The sequence below is a fragment of the Ruminococcus sp. MSJ-25 genome, assembly GCF_018917825.1.
Lineage (GTDB): Bacteria > Bacillota > Clostridia > Oscillospirales > Ruminococcaceae > Hominimerdicola > Hominimerdicola aceti.
The window spans coordinates 79735-92746 of sequence record NZ_JAHLPI010000004.1; the positions used below are offsets into that span (position 1 = coordinate 79735).

Consider the following 13012-nt stretch of genomic DNA (forward strand, 5'->3'; position numbering starts at 1 on the left):
ATATGAAAGGACGGGTATGCTATGATAAAAAGCATGACCGGTTTCGGCAGAGAGCATATCGTGGCAAACGGCAGAGAGATAATCGTTGAGATACGCTCTGTAAACCACAGATATTATGAATTTACTTCGAGAACTCCGAGAGCCTACGGCTATCTTGATGAAAAGCTGAAAGGCTTTCTTAAAAGCGGTATTTCCCGTGGTAAGGTAGAGGCGTCTGTTTCTATCTATAATCAGGAGGGTACTGACGCTGAGATAGAGCTTAACAAGGCTGTTGCAAAGGGCTATCTTGACGCACTGAGAGGTGCGGCTGACGAGCTTGACCTTGATGACGATATCACACTGTCACATATCATGAAGCTTCCTGATGTGTTCACAGTTGTGAAGAAAACAGATGATGAGGAAGTGATCTGGAACGAGGTCAAGGACGTGGCTCAGGTGGCGTTGGACAGATTTGTTCAGATGCGTGAAACTGAGGGCGTCAAGATGTATGACGATATCAGCGGCAGACTTGATTATATCGAGGAAACTGTGGGCAAGATAGAAGATCAGTCACCTAGCGTTACTGAAAGCTACAGAGAAAGACTTTATGCAAAGATAAAGGAAACTCTCGGCGATAAGGACATAGACGAGCAGAGGATACTTACAGAAGTGGCTATTTTCGCCGATAAGGTGGCAATAGACGAGGAAACAGTAAGGCTCAGAAGCCATATCTCACAGTTCAGAGGGCTTATCAAGTCGGACGAGCCTGTTGGAAGAAAGCTTGACTTCCTTGTGCAGGAGCTTAACCGTGAGGTGAATACTATCGGCTCAAAGGCTAACGATCTCACTATCACAAAAATGGTGGTGGATCTTAAGGCTGAGATCGAAAAGATCAGAGAGCAGATACAGAATATCGAATAACGGCGGTGTGAGATATGCAGCTTATTAATATCGGTTTTGGAAATATGGTGTCCTCCGCAAGGGTCATTGCCATAGTTTCCCCTGAGTCTGCGCCTATAAAGCGTATCATTCAGGAAGCTAAGGATAAGGGTACTCTTATAGACGCCACCTACGGCAGAAGAACAAGAGCGGTGCTTATTATGGACAGCGACCATGTGGTGCTGTCGGCAGTTGCACCTGAAACTGTAGGCGGACGTGCCGCTGTTGACGAGGAGGACGATGACAATGTATAAGAACAATGCAAAGCTGTTTGTTATATCAGCTCCCTCAGGCTGTGGCAAGGGAACTATACTTGCAGAGGTCTTTAAAAACAGAGATGTGTTCTATTCTATATCCTGCACTACAAGAAAGCCCAGAGAGGGCGAAAAGGACGGCGTTCACTATCATTTTATAAGCGATGACAGCTTTAAGAAAATGATAGACAGCGGTGAATTTCTTGAACACGCAGGATATGTTGGCCATTATTACGGAACGCCAAAGAAGCCTGTTCTTGCTAATCTTGAGCAGGGCAGAGATGTTATACTTGAAATTGAAACTAACGGTGCTTTTCAGGTGAAGAAAGCCTTTCCTGAAGCTGTGCTGATGTTTATACTTCCACCGTCTGTTAAGGAGATAGACAGACGGCTTAGAAAGCGTGGAACTGAGTCTGACGATGTTATTGCTGACCGTGTAAGTCAGGCTGCCGGTGAGATCGGCAAAGCCGGCGGTTATGATTATGTGATAATGAACGACGGACTAGAGGACGCTGTGGAAGATTTTGTTGCAGTTATGAACTCCGTGAAAGCCGAGGACGGCAAGGCGGATAAATTCAGATCAGAAAATGATGATACAAAGAAATTAATTGACGAGGTGCTTAATTATGATGCTTAGACCGGCCGTAAGCCAGATTTTGAAGAACAATGAAAGCTATTATTCTCTAGTTATTGCAGTTGCAAAGAGAGCAAGAGAGATCACAAGCGACGCTTTTGACAACAAGCTGGTGCTTGATGAAAAGCCAGTAAAGACAGCAGTTGACGAGCTTTATAATGGCGAATACAAGATAATCGAGGATCCAAGCCTCAGAAAATAATCGAGGCTTTTTATGGGGAGGTGTACGGCTGTGCGTGGAGTTTTTATCGTGGCAAAGGTTGCAATAAGCCGTGCATCATACAGCTTTGACGCACTGTATAGCTATAGTGTGCCAGAGGAGCTGGCTCAGAAAGTGAAAAGCGGAGTGCGTGTGCTTGTGCCTTTTGGCAGAGGAAACCGTAAAGCCGTAGGATTTGTTGCGAGAACGTATACGGAAGCCGAGTATAACGATAAGCTGAAGCCTGTTATTTCAGTGGTGGACGGGGAAAGCCTTGTCACCGAGGAAATGATGAGGATAATAATGTGGCTGAAAGAAAACACTTTCTGCACCTATTATGACGCTTATAAATCTGTTGTGCCTACAGGATTTTCATACACTTTTTCACAGCATTACAGCCTTGTCAATACCTACATTGACGAGGATACTTTAAATGAAGATGAAAAAAATGTGGTTGACTTTCTCCGATGTGCAAAAAGTCAGAGGGAGATAGACAGCTTTCTTGACGTGCATAATGACGCACGAAAGAAGAAAACTGTGGATTCTCTTGTGGATAAGGGCTATGTTGAGATCAGCGACGCTTTGAAAAGAAAAGTCGGTGATGAGAATGTCAGCATGGTAAGGCTTTCTGACGAGTATGTGTCAGGGGAGATACAGACCACTCTTACCCCGAAGCAGACCCTTGTGGTGAAGCTTCTTGAGGAGGGCGGCTGTGCCTCTGTGAAAGAGGTCTGCTATATGACCAACTGCACTTCAAGCATATTAAAAAGGCTTGCTGACAAGAAAGTTATCGTGCAGTATAAATACGAGGTCATGCGTGACGCCATAGGCGAGCTTGGCGAAAGGCAGGACCCTGACGATATCATATTAAATGATGAACAATCAGCGGCATATGAGGGCATAATGGGGCTTATAAAAGCTGAAAAGCCCGCAGGTGCGTTGCTTTACGGTGTTACGGGAAGCGGCAAGACGTCTGTGTTCATAAAGCTTATAAAAAGCGTTATGGATATGGGTAAAACAGCGGTCATGCTCGTGCCTGAAATATCCCTTACACCGCAAATGCTCGGCAAATTCAAGTCACTTTTCGGTGATAAGATAGCCGTTATGCACTCGTCATTGTCATTGGGACAGCGTACTGACGAGTTCAAACGTGTAATGCGTGGGGAAGCAAGAATAGTTATAGGCACAAGAAGTGCAATATTTGCTCCTGTCACCAACGTGGGAATAATCATCATGGACGAGGAGGGCGAGCCGTCATATAAGTCGGACTCAACGCCTAGATACCATGCACGAGATGTTGCCATACAGCGGTGCGGATATAATAACTGCGTGCTTTTGATGGCTTCTGCAACTCCGTCTTTGGAAAGCTTTTATTACGCTCAAAAGGGCAGATATCACTTGTTTGAACTTAAAAACAGATATTCAAAGTCGCCCCTGCCGGCAGTCGAGATAGTCGATATGCAGGAGGAAGCGGCAGAGGGTAATGACAGCTTGCTTAGCCGTGTTATGTGTGATAAACTCACAGAAGTGCTTGCGAAAAAAGAGCAGGCTATCCTGCTTTTAAACAGGCGTGGCTATACAACGTATATCACTTGCATGGACTGCCGTCAGCCTGTGGCTTGTCCAAACTGCAATATACCCCTGACCTATCACAAGAAAAATGATCGGTATATGTGCCACTACTGCGGATATACCATGGATAATATAGAGCACTGTCCACAGTGCGGCTCACAGCGGCTCAAATCAAGCGGTGTGGGAACTCAGCGTGTGGAGGACGAGCTTGAAAGGCTTTTTCCGCAGGCAAGGCTTCTGCGAATGGACGCTGACACCACTTCTTCAAGATATTCCTATGAGGAGAATTTCAAGGCGTTTGAGAAAGGCGAGTATGATATAATGCTCGGCACTCAAATGATAGCAAAGGGACTGAATTTCCCGAACGTCACAATGGTGGGTGTCATATCCCTTGACAAGGCACTGTTCACAGGGGATTTTCGCAGCTATGAGAGAACATTCTCACTGCTCACTCAGGTGGCAGGAAGAAGCGGCAGAGGAGATAAACCAGGGGTCGCATACATTCAGACCTTTGTGCCTGACCATTATGTGCTGAACCTTGCGGCAGAGCAAAATTATGATGAGTTTTATAAAGAGGAGATAGCACTGAGAAAGTCGCTGACATATCCGCCTTTTTGCGATATATGCGTCATAGGCTTTTCAGCACCCCTTGAAAGCAAGGTAATAGGCGCTTCACGCTGGGTAACTCAGCTTATAAAAGAGTATATCTCACAGCACAAGGTGAATTTTCCCCTCAGAGCGTTAGGTCCTGCACCATGCACATTTGAAATGATAAATAATCGCTACAGATACAGACTTATCCTGAAAACACGCAATACTGCGGATTTTCGTGATATGATAAAGCACGTTCTGGGCGAGTTCTATAAAAATAAAGATTATCAGACAGTTCGTATCTATGCCGACATAAACGGCGATATTGGGCTTTAAGAAAGGATAGTTAAATAAATGGCACTCAGAAAAATACTTAATAAGAGCGATGAGATTCTTCACAAGGTCTGCAAGCCTGTTACAGAATTTGACGACAAGCTTGGTCAGCTTCTTGACGATATGACAGAAACCCTGAAAAACGCAAACGGAGTTGGTCTTGCAGGTCCACAGGTGGCAAAGCTGAGAAGAGTGGTCGTTATAATAATCGATGATAAGGTTTACGAGCTTATCAACCCTGAGATAACATGGCAGAGCGAGGAAAAGCAGAGAGTTCTGGAGGGCTGTCTTTCATGCCCGAACGAGTGGGGCTATGTTACAAGACCTATGAGAGTTAAGTTCAAGGCGCAGGACAGACACGGCAAGTGGTACGAAATGGAAGTATCAGAACTGTTTGCACAGTGCGTTTGCCACGAGCTTGCACACCTTGAGGGTCATCTGTTTACTGAGATAGTTGAAGAATTTGTAGAGGTTGAGGACTAATGAAAATAATCTTCATGGGTACGCCTGATTTTGCCGTACCAACGCTGAAAAAGCTTTATGACAGCGGATATGAGGTGCAGGCTGTTTTCACTCAGCCTGATAAGCCAAAGGGCAGAGGCTATAAGCTAACTCCGCCCCCTGTAAAGGTGCTTGCGCAGGAGCATGACACAACTGTTTATCAGCCGCAAAGCCTTAAAAAAGACGGCGAGGAGTATGTTAAAATTATCAATGACCTTGCCCCTGATTGTATCGTGGTGGCGGCTTATGGCAAAATGCTCCCTAAGTCGGTGCTTGATATACCAAGGCTTGGCTGTGTGAACGTCCATGGCTCACTGCTTCCTAAATATCGTGGAGCAGGTCCGATACAGTGGGCTGTGCTTAATGACGAAGCTGAAACTGGAATTACAACGATGCTTATGGGAGAGGGCATGGATACGGGAGATATCCTTGTGGAAAAGGCTACTCCTATTGGCGAGAACGAAACAGCCGCAGAGCTTTTTGACAGACTTGCTGAAATGGGTGCAGAGGTGCTTGTTGATACCCTTGAAAAGCTCGATAAGGGCGAGATAACTCCTGTTAAGCAGGACGAGAGCCTTGCGACTTATGCACCAATGCTCTCAAAGGAGCTTTGCCCTATAGATTTCACAAAGCCAGTGAGAAAGATACACAAGCAGATATGCGGTCTGTCTGATTGGCCATGCGCTACTACAGTGCTTGAGGGCAAAAGGCTGAAAGTATATAGGTCTGAGATAGCTTCCACAAAGCCTTGCGGAAAGCCTGTGGGCACTGTGGTGGATAACAGCAATTTCTCTGTTGCCTGCTCAGACGGAGTCATAAGATTTACTCAGGTGCAGGCTGAAGGCTCAAAGAGAATGGATACCGCTGATTTTCTCAGAGGCAGACATATCGAGAACGGCACTGTGTTGGGATAATTCGGAGGAACTATGGGAAACGCCAGAAAAACGGTTTTAAGGCTGCTTACAAGGCTTGAAAACAGCGGCTCATATTCAAATATACTTCTTGACGAGGGCCTTGAAAGGTCTGACCTTTCACCTCAGGACAAGAAATTCGCCGCAGCACTTTTCTACGGCGTTTTGGAAAGACAGATAACTCTTGATAACATTATTCGGGAATATTCACGCAACCCTAAGAATAAGCTTGGTACTGAGGTCAGAGTTATACTGAGAATGGGTCTTTATCAGCTTTTATATATGGACTCCGTTCCTGACAATGCGGCTGTGGACGAGTCTGTGAAGCTTGCAAAGAAAAACAGAAATCCTGCGGCAAGCGGCTTTGTGAACGCAATGCTAAGGGAGTTTATAAGAAACGACAAAAAGCTTCCAAAGGGCAGAAATGCCACGGAGGAGCTTTCTATAGAATACTCCGCACCTGTATGGCTGGCGGAGAAGTGGACAAGGGAATATGGTAAGGACATCTGCCTTGAAATGCTGAAAACATCTGTGGGACAGGCACCTGTCACCGCAAGAGTGAACACGGTCTTTTATTCTCTTGAAAGCACACTGGATATGCTCGCTGAGGAGGGCATTACATTTGAAAGGCTGTCTGTCCTGCCTGATTGCATAAGGATATGCGGTGCAGGGGCGGTGGAGCATACTAAGGCTTACAAAGAGGGCAGGATACACGTTCAGGATCTTTCGAGCCAGCTTTGCTGTGCGGCTCTTGATCCTAAGGAGAACGATACAGTTCTTGATCTTTGTGCCGCACCTGGTGGAAAGACCTTTACAATTGCCGAGCGTATGAACAACAAGGGCAGAGTGCTTGCTTTTGATCTGCATAAAAATCGTGCAGGGCTTATTGAAAGCGGTGCCAAAAGGCTTGGGCTTGACTGCATAAGCGCAGGTGTCAACAACGCAAAGGTCTATGACGAGAAAATGCCAAAGGCTGACAAAGTGCTTTGCGACGCACCTTGTTCGGGACTGGGCGTTATAAGAAGAAAACCTGAGATAAAGTATAAAGAACCCTCAGATTTCGACAGGCTTCCCGAAATACAGTATGATATACTGAAAACGTCGGCGGAGTATGTAAAAGCAGGCGGAACGCTGGTGTATTCCACCTGCACGCTGTCAAGGGCGGAAAATGATGAAGTGGCGGACAGATTTTTGGCTGAACACCCTGATTTTGAGCCTGCACCGCTAGGCGAGGCTTTTGGTAGCGACAGCGGTCTTTGCAGAATGTCTATCACACCTGCAAAATATAATTCAGACGGATTTTTTATTGCTAAGTTTATCAGGCTGAGGTGATCTTTTGGTAGCATTTGATGATAATGGAAAAATAGATATATTGGGGCTTCTGCCTGACGAACTGGAAGCCGAGATACTAAAGCTTGGAGAAAAGAAGTTCCGTGCAGGGCAGATATTTGACTGGCTTCATGTAAAGCGAGTGTCAAGTTTTGATGAAATGACTAATCTATCTGTACAATTAAGGAATCTGCTCAATGAAAAATTTTGTTTAAAATCACTATTTGTGTCAAAAAAGCTTGAATCTCATACCGATAATACTGTAAAATATCTATATGAGCTTGAGGACGGAAATCATGTGGAATCCGTAATAATGGAATACAACTACGGAAACACCATTTGCGTGTCAACTCAGGTGGGTTGCAAAATGGGCTGTCGCTTTTGTGCGTCAACTATTGCAGGCTTCAAGCGTGATCTGACTTCGTCGGAGATCCTGGGGCAGATATACGCTTCTGAGCGTGACAGCGGAAGAAAGATATCAGGCGTGGTGCTTATGGGAATAGGCGAGCCTATGGATAACTTTGATAATGTGGTGAATTTTCTTGAAGTGCTGTCCTGTCCAAAGGGCTTTAATATGTCGCTAAGGCACGTTTCAGTGTCTACCTGCGGCATTGTGCCGAGGATATATGAGCTTGCAGAGAAAAAGCTTGGAATAACATTGTCTATCTCTTTGCACGCTTCCAATAATAAGAGCAGGAGCGAGATAATGCCTGTTAATGACAGGTATGATATTAACGAGCTTCTTGCCGCCTGCCGATACTATTTTAAGGTAACAGGCAGGAGAATTTCTTTTGAATATGCTTTGATAGACGGGCATAACGATTCCATGGAGGACGCAAGGGAACTTGCGGAGCTTCTGGGCGGATTTGTCTGTCATGTGAATATAATCCCTGTTAATAAAATAAAGGAGCGTAATTATCATTCTGATAGAAAGTCAGCCAACAGATTCAGAGGATATCTGGAGAAGCTTGGGATAAACGCTACTGTGAGGCGGACCTTGGGTGCGGATATAGACGCTGCCTGCGGTCAGCTAAGACGAGAATATGAGATCTGATAAAAGGTGGTGAATCGCTTGTTTATAGCGTCTGATACAGACATCGGAAAAAAACGCAGTGAAAATCAGGACAGAGTGCATGCTGAATTTCTTGCTGACAATGTTGCCGTTGCGGTGGTCTGTGACGGTATGGGCGGAGCGTCATCAGGCGGAGTTGCCAGTCAGCTTGCCATTGACGCAGTAGTAAAACGTATCAAGGAAAATTTCCGAAAAGATATGAAACCAAATTCCATAAGAAATCTTATGCTCACTTCAGTGCATTATGCGAATACGATCGTGTATGGCAAGAGCAAGGAGGATATTGACAAAAACGGCATGGGTACTACCTGCGTTGCGGCATTGGTGGTGGATAAGACCGTCTATATGGTGAGTGTGGGCGACAGCCGTGGATATCTTCTTACCAAGGACGGTATAGCTCAGATAACCACTGACCATACTTATGTGGAAATGCTTTATAGGTCGGGTCAGATAACCAAAGAAGAAGCGAAAAATCATCATATGAGAAACGTTATCACAAAGGCTGTGGGCGTTGAATCAGATGTTGAGGTCGATTATTTCGAGCTTGAAGAAAATGATAATTTTGCGGTGCTGCTTTGCTCTGACGGTCTGACCAATTATTGCACAGACAATATGATATATGAAACTGTGTTTGGCAATAATCTTGACGAGGCTATAAAACAGCTTATTGCTTTCGCAAACGAATGCGGCGGTAAAGATAATATTACTGCTGCGGTAATAGCAAATTAATGGAATGACAATAAAACATGAATAATATAGGAGTTGAATTACATGGATTCTAATATCGGCAAAAAGCTAGACGGCAGATATGAGATAACCGAGCTTATCGGCGTGGGCGGAATGGCTGACGTTTATAAGGCAGTTGACGTTATGGAAAACCGTACTGTTGCGGTAAAGATACTTAAGCCTGAATTTTCACAGAACGAGGAATTTCTCAGACGCTTCAGAAACGAGAGCAAGGCTATCGCTGTACTTTCTCACCCTAATATCGTAAAGATATATGACGTGGGATTTTCTGACGAGATACAGTTTATCGTTATGGAGTATATCGACGGCATCACCCTTAAAGAGTTTATCGAGCAGCAGGGCGTGCTTAGGTGGAAAGACGCTTTGCACTTTGTAACTCAGATACTCCGTGCTTTGCAGCACGCTCATGATAAGGGTATCGTTCACAGGGATATTAAACCGCAGAACATAATGCTTTTCCCTGACGGAACTATCAAGGTCATGGATTTTGGTATCGCAAGATTTTCAAGGATCGACGGAAAGACACTTTCTGACAAGACTATCGGTTCTGTTCACTATATCTCACCTGAGCAGGCAAGGGGCGATATGACAGATGAAAGATCTGACATATACTCTGTAGGCGTTATGCTCTATGAGATGCTCACAGGCAGAAAGCCTTTTGACGGTGAAAATCCTGTGGCTATCGCTCTCAAGCATATGCAGGAGGATCCGGTTCCGCCAAGAGAGATCATGCCTTCTATCCCAGAGGCTCTTGAAGAAATAGTTATGCACGCTATGGAGAGAGATCCTGCAAGACGTTATCAGTCAGCAGCAGAGATGATAAAGGATATAGACACATTCAAGCTCAATCCATCTGTTGTTTTCGGATATAAGAACAGCCCTGTTCCTATCCCTGTGGCTGATAACAATAACAAATATTTTGACGATGAGCATAGTGAGAACTATGACGACGATGAAGAATATGAGGACGATGACGAAGAAAACGATGACGAGGAAGAAGAGGAAGAAAAGAAGCGTTCTTACGTTGTTCCGATACTCCTTGCTGTGACAGTTGCGGTAGTTATCATTGCAGCGTTTGTTATCGTAGGAGTTGTATTCAAGTCATTCAGCGGTTCAAACGGTATGCACACAGGCACAGTTACACTGCCAAACTTTGTGGGCAAGAATATCGTTCAGGTTGAGCAGGATTATAAGGATAAGCTTAAATTTGATATCACCGAAGAGTATAATGACCAGTATGACGAGGGAATAATCACATTCCAGGGTCAGGCAGCAGGAAAGTCTGTTAAGGAAGGCTTCACTGTTACACTTACTGTAAGTAAGGGCAAAAAAATGGCAACTATCCCTGACATGGTGAAGAAAGACGGCACTGTGGCTGAAAGCGAGCTTAAGGCTGCAGGATTTATGGTCGTTAAGAGAGATATATGGTCTGAGGATATAGCTTCAGGTCTTGTTGTGAAAACACAGCCGGCAGCAGGCGAGCAGTATGCCGTAGGTGCGACTGTTGCTTTGTTTGTAAGTAAGGGTCCTGTTGAAACAAGAGTCAAAGTACCAAGCGTTGTAGGTCTTACAGAAGAAAAGGCAGTTGCAATGCTCAAGGAGAACAAGCTCAAGGCTGAGGTCAAGGAGATCGAGCATGAGGGCGATAAGGGCAAGGTCATCGAGCAGGATACAGATGAAGGCACATATGTTGAGCGTGACACAACTGTTACTATTTACGTTTCGACCGGAGAAACTTCACCTGTTGAGGTAACATTCTCACTGCCACTCCCAAGTGGTATCCACGGCTCATATTCTATAGACATCTACAATAACGGCAACGTTGCATATACACAGAAGATCGGTAGTGGAGAATCTGTTGCAGGCGGTTCTGTAAATGTAACTGTAAAGGGCAAGAAGACAGAAACTCTGACTATCTTCATCACAAATGACGAAAATCAGCAGAAGTGCCGTTATGCAGTATATGACATAGATTATGATAAGCAGACAGCTACTCTTAGCGGAAGCCTGAATGAAAGCGGTCTGATCGACATTACTCCGACAACGACCACAACTACTACAACTACGACCACAACAACTACTACAACTACCACTACTGAAGCACCTGCACCGGAGCCTCAGGAGCCAGACGAGCAGGGTCAGTAGTTCATGAATGGAATAATCGTTAAAGCTATCGGAGGCATCTACTATGTAGAAGCCTCCGACGGCATTTATGAATGTAAGGCAAGAGGAGTATTCAGAAGAAAGAACATTTCTCCTGTAGGCGGCGACAGAGTTGAATTTTCATTGGAGGACGACGGAAGCGGAGTTATCGAGAAGATAGAGGAAAGACGCTCATTGCTTATAAGACCGCCTCTTGCAAATCTTGATATGCTTGTGTTCGTTTCGTCTACCTGCGAACCAAGACCTAATCTGCTGTTGCTTGATAAGTTTATTGCAATAGCTGTTTTCAAAAAAATAGAGCCTGTGGTAGTCTTTACAAAGATAGACAAGGAAAGCTGTGACGAGCTTGTGGATATATACAAGGGTGCAGGGATAAAGACCTTTCAGGTAGACAATACCACTGGCGAGGGCAGTGAAGCTGTTAAGGCAGTGCTGGAGGGCAAGCTGTCGGCATTTACAGGAAACACGGGCGTTGGCAAATCGTCACTGCTCAATAATATGTTTCCTGCATTGGGGCTTGCCACCAACGAGATAAGCAAAAAGCTTGGCAGAGGAAAGCACACCACACGCCATGTAGAGCTTTATAAGCTGGAGGGCGGTGGTTATATTGCTGATACCCCTGGCTTTTCGTCGTTTGATACCAACAGATATGATATTATTTTCAAAGACAAGCTTGCAGGCTGTTTTCCTGAGTTTCAGAAATACGAGGGCAAGTGCAGATTTCCTGATTGCAGCCACACAAAGGAAAAGGACTGTGCGGTCATAGAGGCGGTAAAAAATGGCGAGATCGCAAAGTCAAGGCATGAAAGTTATGTGGAAATGTACGAGCAGGCAAAGCAGCTTAAGGAGTGGGAATACAAAAATGACTAAGAAATGCACTATCTTTTCAGGCGGTGAAGCGGTGTCGGCTCAGTGTGTGGCAGAATATAAGTCTTTTATCGACGATTCTCTTGTGATATCCGCTGACAAGGGCTATAAGCTTGCACAGGCAGTGGGCGTAAAGTCGGACATTATTATGGGTGACTTTGATTCCGCTGAAAAACCTGTTTTTGATAATATCGAGATCTTCCCCTCAGAAAAGGACGATACCGACCTTATGCTCGCCATAAAGCATGGCTTTGAGTCGGGTTGTGATGATTTTCTCATATTCGGTGCAACAGGCGGACGAGTAGACCACTTACTTGGAAATATCCAATCTCTGGGATATATTTTATCTTGTGGCGGTGAGGGAATGATAGCCGCAGATAGGGAGATAATTCGGCTTTATCGTGCAGGCAGTTACAGGATATATGACCGTGAGGGCTTTTCGTTCTCACTGGTGGCATATACCGATAAGGTAGAGGGTCTGACCATAAAGGGTGCGAAATATGAAGTAGAGAACTGTCTGTTGACCAATGCTTTCCCGCTTGGTATATCAAACGTGGTGAAAGGCTTTGATGGGCAGGATAGAAAATACGCTGAGATATCATTCAAAAGCGGCTATCTGCTGTCAGTACAGTCAAAAATGGTAACCGATTTTTGATTTTTGAATAATATAAACTATAACTATTCGGGAGGTAATACTTATGAAAGTTGTAGTTGTAAAAAGTCCAAAGGTCATATCGGGTTTAATGAGGCTTATTTTTAAGATCAAAAAGGAAGAAGAATAGGATAACTGGCGGTACTCGTGTGATATAATCCCCTTAGAGTAGACACATGAAATAATAAAATGGTGTAACTCTAAAGGGGGTTATTTTATGTCAAAGAAGAAATCACTTACAAGTGAAGAACGTGTTGCAGCAGTACAGG

Annotated in this window: 14 protein-coding genes; all 14 read left to right on the top strand. The window is 44.7% G+C overall.

The features are described 5' to 3' along the window. The first annotated feature begins 21 nt into the window (after nucleotides 1-21). From KQH97_RS01120 to spoVM, 14 genes are read left to right on the top strand one after another with little or no spacing between them, the layout of a single operon-like run. Nucleotides 22-900 (top strand): YicC/YloC family endoribonuclease, encoded by an 879-nt coding sequence (locus KQH97_RS01120; protein WP_022287841.1) that lies wholly within the window; start codon nucleotides 22-24, stop codon nucleotides 898-900. Nucleotides 901-914: 14 nt separating this feature from the next. Continuing rightward, on the top strand, nucleotides 915-1172 hold the full coding sequence (remA, locus tag KQH97_RS01125) for an extracellular matrix/biofilm regulator RemA (RefSeq protein ID WP_022287842.1): 258 nt from the start codon (nucleotides 915-917) through the stop codon (nucleotides 1170-1172). After that, the gene (gene gmk / locus KQH97_RS01130; RefSeq protein ID WP_022287843.1) at nucleotides 1165-1809 is read left to right on the top strand and encodes a guanylate kinase; all 645 of its coding nucleotides are present in this window, start codon (nucleotides 1165-1167) and stop codon (nucleotides 1807-1809) included. The genes remA and gmk overlap by 8 nt, the downstream gene beginning before the upstream one ends. After that, on the top strand, nucleotides 1799-2008 hold the full coding sequence (gene rpoZ, locus KQH97_RS01135; RefSeq protein WP_022287844.1) for a DNA-directed RNA polymerase subunit omega: 210 nt from the start codon (nucleotides 1799-1801) through the stop codon (nucleotides 2006-2008). The genes gmk and rpoZ overlap by 11 nt, the downstream gene beginning before the upstream one ends. Nucleotides 2009-2038: 30 nt before the next feature. Continuing rightward, nucleotides 2039-4504 (top strand): primosomal protein N', encoded by a 2466-nt coding sequence (gene priA, locus KQH97_RS01140; RefSeq protein WP_367614645.1) that lies wholly within the window; start codon nucleotides 2039-2041, stop codon nucleotides 4502-4504. 18 nt (nucleotides 4505-4522) lie between these two features. After that, entirely contained in the window at nucleotides 4523-4984 is a 462-nt protein-coding gene (gene def / locus KQH97_RS01145) for a peptide deformylase (RefSeq protein WP_022287846.1), read from the top strand. Continuing rightward, nucleotides 4984-5916: a methionyl-tRNA formyltransferase gene (fmt, locus tag KQH97_RS01150; protein ID WP_117897511.1), complete on the top strand. Its 933-nt coding sequence runs from the start codon at nucleotides 4984-4986 to the stop codon at nucleotides 5914-5916. The genes def and fmt overlap by 1 nt, the downstream gene beginning before the upstream one ends. Nucleotides 5917-5928: 12 nt before the next feature. Continuing rightward, entirely contained in the window at nucleotides 5929-7245 is a 1317-nt protein-coding gene (rsmB, locus tag KQH97_RS01155) for a 16S rRNA (cytosine(967)-C(5))-methyltransferase RsmB (RefSeq protein ID WP_216552236.1), read from the top strand. 4 nt (nucleotides 7246-7249) lie between these two features. Further along, nucleotides 7250-8296, top strand: a complete 1047-nt coding sequence (gene rlmN, locus KQH97_RS01160) for a 23S rRNA (adenine(2503)-C(2))-methyltransferase RlmN (protein WP_022287849.1) — start codon at nucleotides 7250-7252, stop codon at nucleotides 8294-8296. Nucleotides 8297-8305: 9 nt separating this feature from the next. After that, nucleotides 8306-9043 carry a Stp1/IreP family PP2C-type Ser/Thr phosphatase gene (locus KQH97_RS01165; protein ID WP_242843618.1) on the top strand — a complete coding sequence of 246 codons (738 nt, stop codon included), beginning with the start codon at nucleotides 8306-8308 and terminating at the stop codon, nucleotides 9041-9043. A gap of 42 nt (nucleotides 9044-9085) precedes the next feature. Then, complete coding sequence (gene pknB / locus KQH97_RS01170) at nucleotides 9086-11206, top strand: Stk1 family PASTA domain-containing Ser/Thr kinase (protein WP_051706481.1); 2121 nt, start codon at nucleotides 9086-9088, stop codon at nucleotides 11204-11206. A 3-nt stretch (nucleotides 11207-11209) separates the two neighbouring features. Beyond that, a complete protein-coding gene (gene rsgA, locus KQH97_RS01175; protein ID WP_216552238.1) occupies nucleotides 11210-12094 on the top strand; it encodes a ribosome small subunit-dependent GTPase A in 885 nt (294 codons plus the stop codon). Beyond that, nucleotides 12087-12746, top strand: a complete 660-nt coding sequence (locus KQH97_RS01180; RefSeq protein WP_216552240.1) for a thiamine diphosphokinase — start codon at nucleotides 12087-12089, stop codon at nucleotides 12744-12746. The genes rsgA and KQH97_RS01180 overlap by 8 nt, the downstream gene beginning before the upstream one ends. A 43-nt stretch (nucleotides 12747-12789) precedes the next feature. Further along, on the top strand, nucleotides 12790-12873 hold the full coding sequence (spoVM, locus tag KQH97_RS08805) for a stage V sporulation protein SpoVM (protein ID WP_117856231.1): 84 nt from the start codon (nucleotides 12790-12792) through the stop codon (nucleotides 12871-12873). Nucleotides 12874-13012 lie beyond the last annotated feature (139 nt).